The organism is Lacisediminihabitans sp. H27-G8 (assembly GCF_046156175.1).
Lineage (GTDB): Bacteria > Actinomycetota > Actinomycetes > Actinomycetales > Microbacteriaceae > Lacisediminihabitans.
Genome location: NZ_JAYLVL010000001.1, coordinates 276,384 through 294,023, shown reverse-complemented (window position 1 = coordinate 294,023; position 17,640 = coordinate 276,384). Strand labels below are relative to the sequence as shown.

The following is a 17,640-nucleotide window of genomic DNA, read 5'->3' as shown; positions in this document are numbered from 1 at the left end:
GCGAGCGCGAGTGACGCCCGCGCCCGCACCTTCGGGCGCGTGTCACCCGGGGGCGCGGAGGCAGGCCGCCGGGCATCTCACGCTCGACCTTGCTCGAGCTGAGGGGGCCGATCTCAGCGGATCGGGCTGCCGATCGAGCCGACGAGGCCGTCGAGCAGGGTTCCGGATGCGTCGCGCTTGGCTCCCCCCTCGGGCAAAGAGCGCACCGCGCCATCCGCACCGACGGCGAGCGGGGGAGCGATACCGGCCCAGGCCACTGCGAGCTGGTCTTCGCCCTTGAGGAACGAATGCGCGCGCACACCGCCGGTCGCGCGGCCTTTGCCGGGGAATTCGGACAGGGCGGAGACCTTCGCGCGTCCCGCCTCCATGCCGGCGATCGTGGCGCTACTGCTCGAAACTGTGGTGACGACGACGTCTGACCCGGGGTCGACGGCTCCGAAGAAGATGACCGAGGCCTTTGCGCCGAGGTTGATGCCCGCCATTCCGCCGGCGGAACGGCCCTGTGGCCGCACGCTCGCGGCAGGGAAATGCAGCAGCTGGGCTTCGGAGGTCACAAAGAGCAATTCGTCGGTGTCGGCAGACTGCCGCGCTCCCACGACCGAATCTCCCGGCTTGAGGGAGATGATCTCGAACTCTGGTCGGTTCGCCCAGTCTCCGGGTGTGAGCCGCTTCACTACGCCCTGCCGGGTGCCGATGGCGATCGCGTCGGAAGACGTGAGCGACACCAGCGCGAGGACACGCTCCTTCTTCGCATCGATCGCGAGGTAGTCGGAGATTCGCACCCCGGCGGCGAGCTGGATGGAGTTCTCGGGAACGACGGGAAGGTCGACGGGCGTGAGACGGATGAGCCGTCCGAGCGAGGTGACCGCACCGATCTCCGATCGGCTGGTCGTGACGATGGACGACAGGATCGCATCGTGCTTGGTCCGTCGGGCTGCACGCTCCGGCAGCTCGGAGGCGACATCCCGCAGATCGACCCGGATGGCCCGACCGGTCGTCGACAGGAACACCCGGCAGGGCGTGTCGGCGATCTCGAGCACGGCCGCGGCGGCCCGGGCGGCGACGGTCGTGCCCACCGGGGGTCGCGCCTCGGTGAGCAGGGTGCGGCGGGGGGTGCCGAAGCGCTCCGCCACCTCCTCGAGCTCGTCGGAGACCAGCTGACGCACCCGCTGCGGACCGGTGAGCAGTTGCTCGAGCGCAGCGATTTCGGCGAGCAGCTGGTCGCGCTCCGCTTCGAGTTCGATGCGGGAGAACTTGGTGAGGCGGCGAAGCCGCAGTTCGAGGATGTATTCGGCCTGGATCTGGCTGAGGTCGAAGACGTCCATCAGGCGCACGCGGGCCTGTTCCGTGTCATCGCTCGCCCGGATCACCTGGATCACCTCGTCGATGTCGAGAATCGCGACGAGCAGGCCCTCGACGAGATGCAGGCGTTCCCTCTTGCGCGCGAGTCGATACTGGCTGCGGCGCGTGACCACCGAGATGCGGTGGTCGATGTAGACCTGCAACAGCTCACGAAGGCCGAGGGTCTTCGGGCCACCGTCGACGAGAGCGACGTTGTTGATATTGAACGAGTCTTCGAGCGGCGTGAAACGGAAGAGCTGTTCGAGCACCGCGTCGGGGCTGAAGCCGGTCTTGATGCCGACCACGAGCCGCAGGCCGTGCTTGCGGTCGGTGAGGTCGGTGACATCCGAGATGCCGTTGAGCTTTTTGGAGTTGACGCCGTCCTTGATCTTCTCGATCACCTTCTCGGCACCGACCATGTACGGAAGTTCGGTGATGATGAGGCCGGCTTTTCGCGCGGTGATGTTCTCGACCGCGACGCGTGCGCGGGTGCGGAAACTGCCCCGTCCGGTCTCGTAGGCGTCCCGGATGCCGGCGAGCCCGATGATGGTTCCGCCGGTGGGCAGATCGGGGCCGGGCACGAACGACATCAGGTCGTCGAGGGAGGCATCCGGATGCGCGATCAGATGACGGGCCGCGCCGATGACCTCGATGAGGTTGTGAGGCGCCATGTTCGTGGCCATCCCCACGGCGATGCCGGAGGCCCCGTTCACTAGCAGGTTGGGGAACGCCGACGGCAGCACCTCCGGCTGGGTCAGTTGGTTGTCGTAGTTCGGCACGAAGTCCACGACGTCTTCGTCGAGGTCCTCCGTCATGGCCATCGCGGCGGCGGTGAGGCGGGCTTCGGTGTAGCGGGGGGCCGCCGGGCCGTCATCGAGCGTGCCGAAGTTGCCGTGGCCGTCGATGAGGGGCACACGCAGGATGAAGCTCTGGGCGAGCCGCACCATCGCATCGTAGATCGACGCGTCGCCATGCGGATGCAGCTTGCCCATCACCTCACCGGTGACGCGAGCGGACTTGACGTGACCGCGGTCGGGGCGCAGGCCCATCTCGGTCATCTGGTACAGGATTCGGCGCTGAACCGGCTTGAGCCCGTCGCGGGCGTCGGGGAGGGCTCGAGAGTAGATCACGGAGTAGGCGTACTCGAGGAACGACCCCTCCATCTCGGTGGAGACGTCGACGGTGTCGATGCGTTCCCCGCTGGGCTGCGCAGGAGGGATTTCGGGAGTAGTCATAGGATTGCCCCCATGCTACCGGCCACCAAAACGCACCGGTTTAGCCTTGCCGATGTCGTGCCAAGTTCTCTTCAGGCCATCACCCATGAGGCGAATCGCTTGACGTTGCCACCGGTGGAGAAGGCGATCGTGCTGCTCGTCGACGGGCTCGGAGCATCCGCGCTCACTGCACGGCACGGGCATGCGCGAACCCTGGCGCCGTTGCTCACTGCCGGGTCCATCATCGGCGCGCGGTTCCCGTCGACCACCGCTTCGGCGTTGGCAACCCTCACCACCGGCGAAGCGGCGGGTGTCCACGGGCTCGTCGGTTACAGCGTGCTCGACGCGGCGAACGACCGCGTCGTCAACCAGCTCAGCGGATGGGATGCCCGGCTGGATCCGGCCACCTGGCAGCGGGTGCCGACCCTCTTCGAGAAGGCGCGGGATGCCGGCATCCCCAGCTTCGCGATCGGCACAGAGCGCTATCGATCGTCCGGCTTCACGCGGGCGGTGCTGCGCGGTGCCGAGTACCGAAGCGGCGCGACGATGTCGGACCGTTTCGAGGAGGCTCGGCGTACTCTCGACGAGATCGATCGGGGACTGATCTACCTGTACGTGCCCGAGCTGGACCAGGCCGGTCATGCTTGGGGCTGGCAGTCCGCGCAGTGGACGACGGCCCTCGAGGAGCTCGACAGCGAGGTGCGCGCGTTCGCGCCGACGCTCCGGGCGGGGGAGGGAATGCTCCTGACCGCAGATCACGGTGTGCTCGACGTGCCGGCGAGCTCGCAGGTACTGTTCGATTCGGAATCGCGCCTGATCGACGGCGTCCGGTTCGTCGCGGGGGAGCCGCGGGCGCTGCAACTCCATTTCGAGCCCGATGCTTCAGAAGCACTCCGGGCGTCGGTGCTGGCTGCCTGGCGTGAGATCGAGGGTCCCCGATCGTGGATCGTCTCTCGCTCCGAGGCGATCGATTCGGGGTGGTTCGGCGCCGCGGTCGATGCCGAGGTGGCACCGCGCATCGGCGACATCATCGTGGCCGCTCGCAAGGGCATCGCCTATTACGACTCGAGGGTCACCGGCAACACGGGCCGGAACATGGTGGGACAGCACGGGTCGTGGTCGGCTGACGAGCTCTCCGTTCCGCTCCTGCGCTTCGGGGCATTCGCGCGCTGACCATCCGGTGGTCGAGTGGTGAGCGCCGGCGAGCGTATCGAGACCCGGGGTTCGCGCGGCACCGAGTTGCAGGACGGTTACAGGTCGTCGTCCGAGCGCGCCCCGAAGACGATCTCATCCCAGCTGGGCATGGAAGCCCTTCCCTTGCGTGACGACGCGCGGGGCTGGAAGACATTCGGCTGGGGGGCCGTGTTGCCCGGCCGGTCGTCGTTCTCGTCGCCGAAGACATCAAGGGGTATGTCCACGAGACGGATCGTGCCGGTCGAGGGATGAGCGGACTTCGAGTCCGCAGCGATCGCCTCATCGCCGAATCCCGCGGACTCGCGTTCGCCACGGCGGCGGCGCAGGGCCTCGAGGAGGTCGGCCGTCTGGTTCGATTCGGACTCGTCGGCGACCGGGGCACGGTTGATCGCGGCATCCGATACGGCGGCCGGCGCATCGTCAAGGCGTCCGTAGGGCACTGCCTCGAGGCGCGAGCGCCCGGGCTCCTGCTGAGAGAGCTCTTCACTGGTGAACGCACCGCTGTCGAAACGGGACTGATCGGGCTGGCGCTCTTCGTCCCCGACGGCACGCAGGCGGGGAACCAGAGCACCGGAGGCATCCCCCTGCTGGGAGAGCGTGATGGCTTCGTTGTTGAGCGGGGAGAGCGCGGCCTTCTTCGGATCGAAACGCCAGCGGGCATCCCGCTCGATCTGCTCCGCGCTGAAGGCGAGTTTCACGACCCAACCCCCGCCGACCTCTTTCCAGCTCGCCCACCGCTCGTCGATAGCGCCGAGGTCGTAGAGCCGTTCGCGGATGACCGTGCCGAAGGTCGAGCCGCCACCGAGCGGATCTGTCTCCATCGCGGTGTGCACGGGCACGCCGAGTGCCGAGTTCACAACGAACTCGCGCTCGGCGAGCACAGGTCCCTCGAATTTCTGGATGTAGTCGAGCGGGACGCCGGTGATGGCCGCCACGTCCTGCGCCGACATCCCGGACCGGATGTGGGCCTGGATCTCCCGCGGCGCGAGCTTGCGCCCCGATCCCGGGTCGGGGATCGCCTGGCGCAGTCTGGACTGCAGTACTTCGTCTATGGCGATGCGGTACTTGGTACCTTCGTCGGATGCGACGAGGAGTGCGCCGTTCTCCACTCCGATGACTCTCAGGTCTTGCATGCTGAACGCCTCTCGCGGTCACTTCTTCGCCTCTAGAGTCGCACGCCCCATCCCCAAATCCCGGGAATATCCCGGGCGTGCCGCAAGTTGCACAGAAGTCGGATTCACGGTCATTTGGCAGTGGTTTGCTATTCGCAAACTAATGATGCAAACTATGGCCGCCGATTGAGACCAATCGATATTTTCAAGAACTGGATGGGCATGGCAACCGACTACGACGCACCTCGAAAGACCGACGACGACTCCGAGTCGATCGAGGCTCTCAAAGAGCGCGTCCCGGACAAGATGTCCGGTGTGGTCGACGTCGATGACGCCGACAATCCCGGGGGTTTCGAGCTGCCCGGTGCAGACCTCTCAGACCTCGACCTCGATGTCGTTGTGCTGCCTCCGCAGGCCGACGAATTCACCTGCGTCAACTGCTTCCTCGTGAAGCACCGCTCGCAGCTCGACCACGAAGAGAAGCTCGGTCCGATCTGCCAGGAGTGCGCGGCCTGATCCTGTCCGCGCCGAGCTAGACGGCGCGGGCCGTGTCGATCGCGGCGACCAGGGCATCGGGGGTGCGAGTGGACACGATCCAATATGGGGTCGGGTCGCTCGCATCGGCGAGGTCGATCTTCACGACCGGGGCGACCCAGCCGCGGATGAGGAGCCACGCCCGCGCGTCGAGCAACCGACCGCGCTGCAGAGTCGCTTCCTCGCCCCGGAATGCCGTTACCCCCGCGATGAGGTGCACCGGCACCCGCGCGCGACCGGCCACGAGTTCGCCGGGCAAGACCTCGATGAGGGGGGATGTCGCCACCAGCACGAGAACCACGGTGGCGTACAGCACGATGGCCACGATCACCCCGGCGAAGAGGTTGATCGGCAGAAACACGAGCAGGCTGGCAGGAATGACCAGAGCCGTCGATACGAATACCCAGGCCGATGGCCAGATGCGCTCGCTATAGAGCTTCGTGAGGGTTGAGGGTCCGCCTGGCGGGTTCTGCGTCATAGCCCCTATTCGATCAGACTTTGCCGTGCTCCAACCCCGTGGGCGTTCTGCACTACCCTCGTGACGTGGCTCAAAGCGTTGAAGTACTGATCGTCGCCGACCGGGTGCCCAGCTACTCGCATCCTGGTGACGCCGGCGCCGACCTCACGGCAGCGGAAGCCGTGCAGCTCGATCCAGGCCAGCGCGCGACAGTCGCAACCGGCGTTTCGATTGCGCTACCCGACGGCTACGTCGCCTTCGTGGTGCCCCGCAGCGGGCTCGCGTCGCGGCACGGGATAACGATCGTCAACAGCCCGGGCACGGTGGATGCCGGCTACCGCGGGGAGATCAGCGTCACCCTTCTGAATACCGACAGCTCGGTGCCGTACTCTGTCGCGGTCGGCGACCGGATCGCCCAGCTGGTGATCATGCCGGTGAGCCGGGCGCGATTCATCCCCGTCTCAACCCTCCCGGGCAGCCACCGCGGCGAATCCGGGTTCGGATCGACCGGCTATGCGACGTCTGACAGCGATTCACCCCATCACGACCAACAAGGAGAGCTCCTGTGAGCGACACCAATCCGCCCTCCGGCGAGATCCAGCCGAGCGACGTCACCGAGGCGAGTGCTCCGGACGAGCAGCTGAAGTCCGCCCCTGCCGATCGGGAGACCGAGGGACCGCTCGACGAATCAGAGGCGAACCCGGTTCGCCCCTACGTCGATCTCGGGGGAGTGAAGATCCTCCCGCGCGAGGGCCTGCAGTTGCGCCTCGAGGTGGAGGAGGGCAGCCAGCGGGTGGTCGCGGTCGGCCTGGACTACGCCGGTTCCACCCTGCAGGTTCAGCCTTTCGCGGCTCCACGCACGTCGGGTCTCTGGCACGAGATCCGCGACCAGATCGCCGAGCAGATCGCGAAGCAGGGCGGCACGACCCGCCTCTCGGTCGGACCCTTCGGTCCGGAGTTGCTCGCGGAGATTCCGGCGACGACACCGGGACAGCCGGATTCCACCCGGTTGGCACGATTCATCGGGGTCGACGGTCCCCGCTGGTTCCTGAGAGGCGTGATCGCCGGTGACGGCGCGGTCGACCAGGAGGCTGCCTCGAAGATCGAGGAGCTCTTCCGCAGTGTCGTCGTGGTGCGCGGTAAGACGCCGATGCCGCCGCGCGACCTCATCCCCCTCCACATGCCGAAGACCGCGGCTCCGGCGGACGACATGCCGTCGACACCGGGCGTCTAGCCGGGTGGCCGACGAAAAGGCGCCCGAACCGGGCTTTCGGGAGGCGTTCGCGGATGCGATGCGCAAGACCGGTCTCGGCCAGGTCGCCCCGGGCGAAGTCCCGACAGCGGGATCGCTGCTGAAAGCGGTGGGTGGCGTCCGGGGCCTCGTCGAGTCGATCCTGCCCGGACTCGCATTCCTCGTGCTCTATGCCGCGACGAAGAACGTGGCACTGTCGGTGTTGGTTCCGGTGGCGCTTGCCGTGCTCTTCGTGGTGGTCAGGCTGGTCACCCGCACCCCGATCACCCAGGCCTTCGCTGGCATCGCGGGCATCGCCATCTCGGCCGTCCTCGCCCTCATCTCGGGTCGCGCCGAGGCGAACTTCATCCCGGGCATCATCATCAACATCGCGAGTCTGAGCGTGCTTCTCCTCAGCATCCTCGTGCGGTGGCCACTCATCGGCGTCATCGTCGGGTTCCTCACCAACGAGACCACCCAGTGGCGTGAACAGAAGGCGAAACGCCGGGTGCTCTACCTCACGACGTGGCTGTGGGCCGGTCTCTTCGCCCTCCGGCTTGCCGTCGAAGTGCCGCTCTACCTCGCCAAGGAGGCGGAGTGGCTCGCCGGCGTGAAACTGCTTCTCGGCATCCCTCTCTATGCGGGGATGCTGTGGGTGACGTGGCTTCTCGTGCGCGCTGTCTATGCGAGCTCATCCCGACCGAGCAGCGACTGATCGGCATGCTAAAGTATCTTGACGTCAAGATACTTTAGCTGTCGTCCGAGCCGGGAGAGACTTAGGCTTACCTTGCTGGCATGGTCGCCGGTCGAGGTTCAGGATGACAGCGGATGTCTCGTCAAGAGATCACACCTCGTACAGCTCAGCAAGGGAGTCGCGCAATGTCGCAGGTCAACAGCTTCGGTTCGAAGGACACCCTGACGGTCGGTTCTACTGACTACGAGATCTTCCGGGTCGATCGGGTGCCCGGGTACGAGAAGCTGCCGTACAGCCTCAAGGTGCTGCTCGAGAACCTCCTGCGCACCGAAGACGGCGCGAACGTGACCAAGTCGCAGATCGAGGCCCTCGGCTCGTGGGTTCCCACCGCCGAACCCGACACCGAGATCCAGTTCACCCCGGCCCGCGTGATCATGCAGGACTTCACCGGTGTTCCGTGCATCGTCGACCTGGCCACCATGCGCGAGGCTGTCTCCGCCCTCGGGGGAGACCCGAAGAAGATCAACCCCCTCGCCCCCGCCGAGCTCGTGATCGACCACTCCGTGATCGCCGACCTGTTCGGTTCGGAGAACGCGCTCGAGCGCAACGTCGAGATCGAATACGAGCGCAACGGGGAGCGCTATCAGTTCCTTCGCTGGGGCCAGACCGCCTTCGACGACTTCAAGGTCGTGCCCCCGGGCACCGGAATCGTTCACCAGGTCAACATCGAGTACCTGGCGCGCGTCACCATGACTCGCACGGTGGACGGCGTTCTGCAGGCCTACCCCGACACCTGCGTCGGCACCGACTCGCACACCACGATGGTCAACGGGCTCGGTGTTCTTGGCTGGGGAGTCGGCGGGATCGAGGCCGAGGCGGCCATGCTCGGCCAGCCCGTCTCCATGCTCATCCCCAAGGTGGTCGGTTTCAAGCTCACCGGCGTCATCCCCACCGGCGTCACCGCGACGGATGTGGTGCTCACGATCACCGAGCAGCTGCGCAAGCACGGCGTGGTCGGCAAGTTCGTCGAGTTCTACGGAGCCGGAGTCGCCGCCGTACCGCTGGCCAACCGCGCCACCATCGGCAACATGAGCCCCGAATTCGGTTCGACCGCCGCGATGTTCCCGATCGATGACGTCACTCTGGACTACCTTCGCCTCACCGGCCGCAGCGAGGAGCAGGTCGCCCTGGTCGAGGCCTATGCCAAGCTCCAGACGCTCTGGCACGACGCCGACTCCGAGCCCACCTTCAGCGAATACCTCGAGCTAGACCTCACGACTGTCGTGCCCTCGATCGCCGGGCCGAAGCGGCCACAGGACCGCGTCGTGCTCTCCTCGGCCAAGGCCCAGTTCGCGAAGGACCTGACGAGCTACGCGGATGTCGAGCACGACCTGGTCGACCTGGGCATCTCCGAGTCGTTCCCGGCATCGGACCCGCCGAGCAACCAGCCGGAAGACGACCTCAACAAGCACCGTCACACCCACGTCAGCCACGCGCCGTCGTCGGTGTCCCGCCCGACGGACGTCCACACCAAGTCCGGCCTCGCCTACACGCTCGACCACGGGGCGGTGGCCGTCGCGGCGATCACCTCCTGCACCAACACCTCGAACCCCTCCGTCATGCTCGCGGCCGGCCTCCTGGCCCGCAATGCCGTGCGCAGGGGACTCACCTCCAAGCCGTGGGTCAAGACGACTCTCGCGCCCGGTTCCAAGGTGGTCACGGACTACTACGCGAAGGCTGGACTGACCGACGACCTCGAGGCCCTCGGCTTCTACACGGTCGGCTACGGCTGCACGGTCTGCATCGGCAACACCGGCCCCCTGATCGAAGAGGTCACCGACGCGATCAACAAGAACGACCTCGCGGTCACCGCTGTGCTCTCGGGCAACCGCAACTTCGAGGGTCGCATCAGCCCCGACGTGAAGATGAACTATCTCGCGAGCCCGCCGCTGGTCATCGCCTACGCACTGGCCGGGTCCATGAACTTCGACTTCGAGACCGACTCGCTCGGCACGGGGAGCGATGGCGCGGAGGTATACCTGAAGGACATCTGGCCGGATGCCGCGGAGGTGCAGTCCACCATCGACTCGTCCATCGACACCGCCATGTTCACCAAGGAATACGGCGAGGTCTTCGACGGTGACGAGCGCTGGCGCTCACTCCCGACGCCGGACAGCGAGGTGTTCGAATGGGACAGCGAGTCCACCTACGTTCGCAAGCCCCCGTACTTCGATGGCATGACGCTCGAGACCACTCCGGTGAGCGACATCACCGGTGCCCGTGTGCTCGCGAAGCTCGGTGACTCGGTCACGACCGACCACATCAGCCCGGCCGGCAACATCAAGGCCGACAGCCCGGCGGGACAGTATCTCGCCGACCTCGGCGTCGACCGGAAGGACTTCAACTCCTACGGTTCGCGCCGCGGCAACCACGAGGTGATGATCCGCGGTACCTTCGCGAACATCCGCCTGCGCAACCAGCTCCTGGACAACGTGGAGGGTGGATTCACCCGTGACTTCACCCAGGCGGATGCCCCGCAGGCGTTCATCTACGACGCGAGCCAGAACTACCAGTCCGCCGGCACCCCGCTCGTGATCTTCGGTGGCAAGGAGTACGGCTCCGGCTCGTCGCGGGACTGGGCAGCGAAGGGCACGAGCCTTCTCGGTGTCAAGGCGGTCATCGTGGAGAGCTTCGAGCGCATTCACCGGTCCAACCTGATCGGCATGGGGGTCGTTCCCCTGCAATTCCCCGCCGGGGAGAGCTGGGCGAGCCTCGGACTCGACGGCACCGAGATCGTCAACATCTCGGGGCTCGAAGAGCTGAACGAGGGAACCACGCCGAAGACGGTGCACGTGACCGCTGCACCGACCGAGCATTCCGCGCCGGGCAAGCAGACCGTCGAGTTCGACGCGGTGGTTCGCATCGATACTCCCGGTGAGGCTGACTATTACCGCAACGGCGGCATCCTCCAGTTCGTTCTGAGATCGCTGGTTTAGGCTGCTGTCGTGAGCCTTCTGCAGAGTATCCATGGACCCCGAGACCTGGACCGGCTCTCGCAGGAGCAACTCGTCGCGCTTGCTGCCGAGATCCGGGAGTTCCTGGTCAAGGAGGTCTCGAAGACCGGTGGTCATCTCGGCCCCAACCTCGGTGTAGTCGAACTGACCATGGCGGTGCACCGGGTCTTCGACTCGCCGAACGATGCGATCGTGTTCGACACCGGGCACCAGTCCTATGTGCACAAACTTCTCACCGGTCGACAGGATTTCAGCCGCCTGCGTGAGCGTGGGGGACTCGCCGGGTATCCGCAGCGGTCAGAATCCGTCCACGACATCGTGGAGTCGTCGCACGCCTCCAGCTCCCTGAGCTGGGCGGACGGCATCTCCCGTGCCTTCCAGATGACCGGCCAGAAGGATCGTCATGTCGTCGCGATCGTCGGCGACGGCGCACTGACCGGCGGCATGACCTGGGAAGCCCTCAACAACATCAGCGACGACAATTCCCGCAACCTCGTGATCGTCGTCAACGACAACGGGCGCTCCTATGCCCCGACCATCGGGGGGATGGCGCGCTTCCTCAACGACGTGCGCACCCGGCGCTCCTACCGCAGCCTCTATGCCTCCAGTCGCCGCTTCTTCGATCTCTTCGGTGGCCCCGGACGGGCCCTGTACCGGGGCATCCGTGGCGGCACCCACGGCTTCCTGAGCCGCTTCTCCAACAACGAGGCGCTCTACTCCAACCTCGACATCAAGTACATCGGACCGATCCATGGCCACGACCTCCATGCCATGGAGGAGGCCCTCACCCAGGCCAAGAACTACGGCGCCCCGGTGATCGTGCACGCGATCACCCAGAAGGGCAAGGGTTTCGAGCCCGCCGTGCTCGATGCCGCCGACCAGTTCCATGCTGTCGGGCACATCGACCCGGAGACCGGCGAGCCGATCGGAGCCTCGGACAAGCAGTCCTGGACCTCGGTCTTCGCCGAGGAGCTCGTGGTGCTTGCCGACAGCAACCCGACCATCGTCGGAATCACTGCCGCGATGTTGCGACCCACCGGCCTTCAGCCCTTCGCCGCGAAGTATCCACAACGCGTCTTCGACGTGGGAATCGCCGAGCAGCATGCGGTCACCTCGGCCGCGGGGCTCGCCTTCGGCGGATTGCATCCCGTGGTGGCGTTGTATGCGACGTTCATCAACCGGGCATTCGACCAGGTCCTGATGGATGTCGCGCTGCACAAGGCAGGCGTCACCTTCGTGCTCGATCGTGCCGGGGTCACCGGACCGGACGGGCCGAGTCATCATGGCATCTGGGACCTGGCGATCCTGCAGGTCGTGCCGCACATCCGCCTGAGTGCGCCGCGGGACGCCACCAGACTGCGGGAGGAACTCGGCGAGGCCGTCGCGGTGACCGATGCTCCCACGGTCGTGCGGTTCTCCAAGGGCAGCGTCGGCAACGAGATCGCCGCCGCGCGACGCCTTCCCGACGGTGTCGAGGTGCTGAGTGAAGCGTCCCGCAAGGATGTGCTGATCGTCACGGTGGGCCCGATGGCGGAGATCGGCCTCGCGGTCGCCGAGAGACTGGCCGACCAGGGGATCGGCGCAACCGTTGTCGATCCACGGTGGGTGGTACCCGTGCCGAAGAGCGTGATCTCCTTGGCTGCCGAGCATCGACTCGTCGTGACCATCGAGGACGGCATCCGAGTCGGAGGAATCGGCACGCGCATCCGCCAGGAGCTGCGGGCCGCCGGCGTCGACACCGCTCTCACCGAACTCGGCCTACCCGACGAATTCCTCGAACACGGGTCGCGGGCCGAGATTCTCGAAGAGGCCGGCCTGACACCGCAGCAGATCGCCCGCGATGTCGTCGAACAGGTTCTCGGCAGCAAGATCCCGGTCGCTCGTCCGCTCGCCGACGACGCTCACGAAGAACGCTCGCTCGGTTCGGATCGCTCCTGACCCTCGAGCAGGCGCGGGTTTGACTGAGAGTGCACTCTAAGTTCTAGCCTTGGTCTATGACGTTGACGGCTCCCAGCTACTCGATCTCCCAGGTCGCCGAACTCACCGGGTTGTCGGCGCACGCACTGCGCTCTTACGAGCGTGCCGGGCTGATGCTCAGGCCGATCGTTCGGGCGTCTTCCACGCACCGGAGATACAACGACGCGGACGTGCGCTGGGTGGGATTCCTCACCAAGCTCCGTTCGACGGGTCTACCGATCGCCCGGCTGCGCCAATACGTCGATCTCGCCCGCGAGGGCGAATCGACAGTTCCCGACCGGCTCGAGCTGTTGCTCCTGCACCGGATCTCCGTCACGGCGCAACTCGCCGTGATGACCGAAAGCCTGGCCGCGATCGACTTCAAGATCGCGACCTACCAGGGAAGGACCCCCACGGAATGAAACACATCACCCTCGGCCCCACCGCACTCGAGGTCTCCCGCATCGGACTCGGCTGCATGGGCATGTCGGCGTTCTACAGCGGCGCAGGCCAGGACGACGCCGGCGCAATCGCGACGATTCATCGGGCACTCGACCTCGGCGTCACCTTCTTCGACACCGCCGAGATCTACGGCCCATACACGAATGAGTCCCTTCTCGGTGAGGCCTTCGCCGGGCGCCGGGACAGGGTGGTGATCGCCACCAAGTTCGGCACGATCCTGCACCGCGGGGATGGCACCCGTGGCCTCGACGGAAGCGCGGAAAACATTCGACTCTCGGTCGAAGGTTCGCTGTCCCGGCTGGGAACCGATTACATCGACCTCTACTACCAGCACCGCATGGATCCGGATACCCCGGTCGAGGAGACCGTCGGCGCGCTGGCGCAGCTCATCGCCGAGGGCAAGATCCGCGGCTACGGACTCTCCGAGGCGGCGCCAGACACGATCCGTCGCGCGCACGCGGTCCATCCGGTCACGGCCCTGCAGACCGAGTACTCGCTCTGGTCGCGCGATGTGGAGGTCGAGATCCTGCCCGTTGTGCGGGAGCTGGGCATCGGCTTCGTGCCGTATTCGCCGCTCGGCCGGGGATTCCTCACCGGCACCATCCGCTCTCTCGACCAGCTCGAAGACAGCGACTTCCGCAAATCCAATCCGAGATTCCAGGGTGACAACCTCGAGGCGAACATCCGCATCGTGGAGCAGGCGGATGCCGTGGCTGCGGAACTGGGTGCCAAGCCCGGCCAGGTCGCGCTCGCCTGGCTTCTCGCGCAGGGGGACGACATCGCGCCGATCCCCGGAACGAAGCGCATCCCCTACCTGGAGGAGAATGTGGCGGCGGATGCTCTCGTGCTGTCAACGGCACAGCTCGCGGTGCTCGATGCCGTCGCGGCTCCGGTGGGGGATCGCTACGCCGACATGAGCCCACTCAACCGGTAGCCACCGAACCCACGGGGTCTCCCCGGCGGGACTCGGTGCTCCGGAACCCTGCGTTCGTCGGGGAGGCTCGGCGTGATTACCACCACGCCGGACCCACCCGACGGCTGCAGGGACCTCGAACCAGAGGGCAGGCGCTACGAGACTCCGCGCAACACCGGGTGATGGAAGGTGTCGTTGAAGACCCGCTCGGAGGCACCGACCCGGTCGAGGTACGGAGTGACCCCACCCATCTGGAACGGATAACCCGCGCCGAGGATCAGGCAGAGGTCGATGTCCTCCGCCGCTTCGACGACGTGGCTCTCGAGCATGCGGTGTACCTCGTCCGCCAGACCGTCCTCGAGGCGGGTGCGGAGTTCCTCAGCCGTCATCGGCGTCGTGCCCCCGGCAACGATGGCGCGTGCCTTCTTGTCGATTCCGGTGACCTTCCCCTTGGAATCGCGTTCGAAGATGTGACCGAGTTCGGCGAGTTTGTGCAGGTTCTCGCTCTCGAAGAACCGCTCGGGGAACGCCGCGTGGTGGGTGTCGAGCACGTGCGCCCCCACCTTGAGGCCGACGAGCTCGAGCAACTCGAATGGGGTCATCGGAAGGCCGAACGGTTTGGTCGACTCCTCGACGACCTCGAACGGAGTGCCGGTGTCGACCGCGTGCATCGCCTCGCCGAGCACCTTCGCGAGAATGCGGTTGACCACGAAGCCGGGAGTGTCCGTCGTGATCACCGCGTTCTTGAAGAGCTTTGCGGCGGTCACCATCGCGGTGGACAGCGTCGCATCATCCGTCTGCGGGGTCTTGACGACCTCCACGAGAGGCATCACGGCCACCGGGTTGAAGAAGTGGAAGCCCACGAGGCGTTCCGGATGCTTCAGGTCGGCACCGATCTGCTCGACCGAGAGTGAGGAGGTGTTGGTGGCGAGCACGGCGGTCTCGGAGATGTACTGCTCCACATCGGCGAAGACGGCCTGCTTGACTCCGAGCTCCTCGAAAACGGCCTCGATCACCCAGTCGCAGGCGGCGAAGTCGGCCTTGTCGGTGGTACCGGTGACGAGCGCCTTGAGGCGGTTCGCCTCATCCGGCGAGATGCGCTTCTTGCCCAGGAGCGCGTCGATCTCGTCATGGATGTAGGCCACACCCTTGTCGACCCGTGCCTGGTCGAGATCGGTGATCACCACGGGCACCTTGAGGCGGCGCACGAAGAGCAGCGCGAACTGGCTGGCCATGAGGCCAGCGCCGATCACACCGACCTGGGTCACCGGCTTCGCCAGAGCCTTGTCTGGCGCTCCCGCCGGACGCTTGGTGCGCTTCTGCACCAGGTTGAATGCGTAAATGCTGGCCTTGAACTGGTCGCCGGAGATGAGTTCGGCGAGAGCCTCATCCTCCGCGGCGAAACCGGTGGCCCGGTCGGTGTTCTTCGCAGCCTTGAGCAGCTCGAGAGCCTTGTACGGAGACTTCGCGACCCGGCCGATGCGGTTCTCGAGCATCTTGGTGGCGACCCCGATGGCGATGTCCCACTTCACGGCGCGTTCGATCTTGCCGGGGGTGTTCGCGCGCTTCACGGTGGTGGTTCCGGAGATCACGCCGTCGGCCCACGCTATGGAGTGCTCGAGGAACGACACCGAGTCGAAGATGGCATCCGCGATACCGAGGTCGAAGACCTCTTGCCCCTTGAGCATCCGGTTGTTCTTCAGGGGGTTCTCGATGACCACCTTGAGCGCGTTCTCGATGCCGATGAGGTTCGGCAGCAGCCAGGCCCCACCCCAGCCGGGGATGATGCCGAGGAAGACCTCGGGAAGAGCCACACCCGGAGTGTTGCGGTCGACGGTGCGGTAGTCCGCGTTGAGTCCGATCTCGAGGCCACCGCCGAGCGCGAGCCCGTTGATGAACACGAAGCTCGGCACACCGATGCCGTTCAGCTTGCCGAGGGCGTAGTGGCCGAGCTCGGCCATCTGCTTTCCGACGGCCCGGCTCGTGATCGCGCCCACCTTGGAGAGGTCGGCGCCGGCAGCGAGGAAGAAGGGCTTTCCGGTGACGGCGACACCGGCGATCTCCCCGCGGGACGCGCGTTCCTTCAGCGTGTCGAGAGTCGACGCGAACTCGACCAGCGTGACAGGGCCAAGCGTGGTGGGACGGGTGTGGTCACGCCCGTTGTCGAGAGTGACGAGGGCGAGAGTGCGGCCGCCGGAGATCGGGATGTCCCGAACGTAGGAGTGGGTGACCACCTCATCGTCGGATGCCGCGATGAGTTCAGCGAAACGGCTCTGCGTTGCGACGTCGGTCATTTCTTCTTCTTCTTTCCGTCGAAGTACGGGTTCTCCCAGATGACGGATCCGCCCTGGCCGAGGCCGACGCACATCGCGGTCAGGCCGTAGCGCACGTCCGGGCGCTCCTTGAACTGCGCGGCGAGCTGGATCATCAGGCGCACGCCGGAGGAGGCGAGCGGATGACCCATGGCGATCGCGCCACCCCACTGATTGACACGGGGGTCGTCATCGGCGATGCCGAAGTGATCGAGCAGCGACAGCACCTGCACAGCGAACGCCTCGTTCAGCTCGAAGAGGCCGATGTCGGTGATCGACAGTCCGGCCTTCTTCAGGGCCTTCTCGGTGGATGGCACCGGTCCGATGCCCATGATCTCCGGCTCGACGCCGGCGAAGGCGAAGCTCACGAGCTTCATCTTCGCGGTGAGACCGAGTTCCTTCGCGGCGGACTCGCTCGCCAGAAGGCTGATGGTCGCACCGTCGTTCAGACCGGACGCATTGCCGGCCGTGACGCGCCCGTGCGGGCGGAACGGTGTCTTCAGTCCGGCGAGCCCCTCGAGGGTCGTCTCCGGACGCAGCGCCTCGTCGCGGGTGGCGAGACCCCAACCGGACTCGGAGCGCACGGACACCGGGATCAGGTCGGGCTGCAGCTTGCCATTGTCGTAGGCCGCGGCCGCCTTCTGCTGGCTCGCCAGGGCGAAGCGGTCGGAGCGCTCCTTGGTGAGCTGGGGAAAACGGTCGTGGATGCGCTCGGCGGTGGAGCCCATGTTGAGGGCCTCTCCGCTCACGAGCTTCTCCGAGAGGAAGCGTGGGTTGGGATCCGCTCCGAAGCCCATCGGATGACGGCCCATGTGCTCGACGCCGCCAGCGAGGGCGAGGTCGTAGGCTCCGAACGCGATGCCTCCGGCCAGCGTGGTGACCGAGGTCATCGCCCCGGCGCACATGCGGTCGATGGCGAAACCAGGCACCGACTTCGGCAGGCCCGCGAGGAGCGCGGCCGTGCGGCCGAGGGTCAGGCCCTGATCGCCCTGCTGCGTGGTCGCGGCGATGGCGACCTCGTCGATCCGGTCGTGGGGCACATCGGGGTTGCGCTCGAGGAGGCCGACCATGGCCTTGACGACCAGGTCGTCTGCTCGGGTGTTCCAGTACATTCCCTTTTCGCCGGCGCGTCCGAACGGGGTGCGAACCCCATCGACGAACACGACTTCATGTCTCTCGGCCACAGTGCCTCTTTTCGCTCATAGG

14 protein-coding genes are annotated in these 17,640 nt (G+C 66.2%); 9 read left to right on the top strand and 5 right to left on the bottom strand.

Annotated features, from left to right (window positions below; genetic code table 11):
* Positions 1-113 precede the first annotated feature (113 nt).
* Entirely contained in the window at positions 114-2,576 is a 2,463-nt protein-coding gene (locus VLI63_RS01395; protein WP_409155102.1) for a DNA topoisomerase (ATP-hydrolyzing) subunit A, read from the bottom strand.
* A gap of 57 nt (positions 2,577-2,633) precedes the next feature.
* On the opposite strand from VLI63_RS01395, the gene VLI63_RS01390 reads away from it, so the two are divergent.
* On the top strand, positions 2,634-3,728 hold the full coding sequence (locus VLI63_RS01390) for an alkaline phosphatase family protein (RefSeq protein ID WP_409155101.1): 1,095 nt from the start codon (positions 2,634-2,636) through the stop codon (positions 3,726-3,728).
* Positions 3,729-3,805: 77 nt separating this feature from the next.
* On the opposite strand, the gene sepH is transcribed toward VLI63_RS01390, so the two are convergent.
* Positions 3,806-4,882, bottom strand: a complete 1,077-nt coding sequence (sepH, locus tag VLI63_RS01385; RefSeq protein ID WP_409155100.1) for a septation protein SepH — start codon at positions 4,880-4,882, stop codon at positions 3,806-3,808.
* Between the two features lie 201 nt (positions 4,883-5,083).
* Here sepH and VLI63_RS01380 point away from each other — a divergent pair, with 201 nt between their 5' ends.
* The gene (locus VLI63_RS01380) at positions 5,084-5,377 is read left to right on the top strand and encodes a DUF4193 domain-containing protein (protein WP_147782392.1); all 294 of its coding nucleotides are present in this window, start codon (positions 5,084-5,086) and stop codon (positions 5,375-5,377) included.
* A gap of 16 nt (positions 5,378-5,393) precedes the next feature.
* Here VLI63_RS01380 and VLI63_RS01375 read toward each other — a convergent pair whose 3' ends face one another.
* Positions 5,394-5,873: a DUF3093 domain-containing protein gene (locus VLI63_RS01375; protein WP_409155099.1), complete on the bottom strand. Its 480-nt coding sequence runs from the start codon at positions 5,871-5,873 to the stop codon at positions 5,394-5,396.
* 65 nt (positions 5,874-5,938) lie between these two features.
* On the opposite strand from VLI63_RS01375, the gene dut reads away from it, so the two are divergent.
* The 7 genes from dut to VLI63_RS01340 all read left to right on the top strand — a co-directional run bounded on the left by dut (position 5,939) and on the right by VLI63_RS01340 (position 14,143).
* A complete protein-coding gene (gene dut / locus VLI63_RS01370) occupies positions 5,939-6,421 on the top strand; it encodes a dUTP diphosphatase (protein WP_409155098.1) in 483 nt (160 codons plus the stop codon).
* Positions 6,422-6,447: 26 nt separating this feature from the next.
* Positions 6,448-7,086 carry a DUF3710 domain-containing protein gene (locus VLI63_RS01365; protein ID WP_409155759.1) on the top strand — a complete coding sequence of 213 codons (639 nt, stop codon included), beginning with the start codon at positions 6,448-6,450 and terminating at the stop codon, positions 7,084-7,086.
* 4 nt (positions 7,087-7,090) lie between these two features.
* Positions 7,091-7,798, top strand: coding sequence for a DUF3159 domain-containing protein (locus VLI63_RS01360; RefSeq protein WP_409155097.1), 708 nt, complete (start codon positions 7,091-7,093; stop codon positions 7,796-7,798).
* Between the two features lie 164 nt (positions 7,799-7,962).
* Positions 7,963-10,773 (top strand): aconitate hydratase AcnA, encoded by a 2,811-nt coding sequence (gene acnA / locus VLI63_RS01355; protein ID WP_409155096.1) that lies wholly within the window; start codon positions 7,963-7,965, stop codon positions 10,771-10,773.
* Positions 10,774-10,782: 9 nt separating this feature from the next.
* Positions 10,783-12,729 carry a 1-deoxy-D-xylulose-5-phosphate synthase gene (dxs, locus tag VLI63_RS01350; RefSeq protein ID WP_409155095.1) on the top strand — a complete coding sequence of 649 codons (1,947 nt, stop codon included), beginning with the start codon at positions 10,783-10,785 and terminating at the stop codon, positions 12,727-12,729.
* 56 nt (positions 12,730-12,785) lie between these two features.
* Positions 12,786-13,169, top strand: a complete 384-nt coding sequence (locus tag VLI63_RS01345) for a MerR family transcriptional regulator (RefSeq protein WP_409155094.1) — start codon at positions 12,786-12,788, stop codon at positions 13,167-13,169.
* Positions 13,166-14,143, top strand: coding sequence for an aldo/keto reductase (locus VLI63_RS01340; RefSeq protein ID WP_409155093.1), 978 nt, complete (start codon positions 13,166-13,168; stop codon positions 14,141-14,143). Before VLI63_RS01345 ends, VLI63_RS01340 begins: the two co-directional genes overlap by 4 nt.
* Positions 14,144-14,277: 134 nt before the next feature.
* Here the strand turns inward: VLI63_RS01340 and VLI63_RS01335 are convergent, their stop codons facing one another.
* Positions 14,278-16,416 (bottom strand): 3-hydroxyacyl-CoA dehydrogenase NAD-binding domain-containing protein, encoded by a 2,139-nt coding sequence (locus VLI63_RS01335; protein WP_409155092.1) that lies wholly within the window; start codon positions 16,414-16,416, stop codon positions 14,278-14,280.
* Positions 16,413-17,618: a thiolase family protein gene (locus tag VLI63_RS01330; RefSeq protein ID WP_409155091.1), complete on the bottom strand. Its 1,206-nt coding sequence runs from the start codon at positions 17,616-17,618 to the stop codon at positions 16,413-16,415. The genes VLI63_RS01335 and VLI63_RS01330 overlap by 4 nt, the downstream gene beginning before the upstream one ends.
* Positions 17,619-17,640 lie beyond the last annotated feature (22 nt).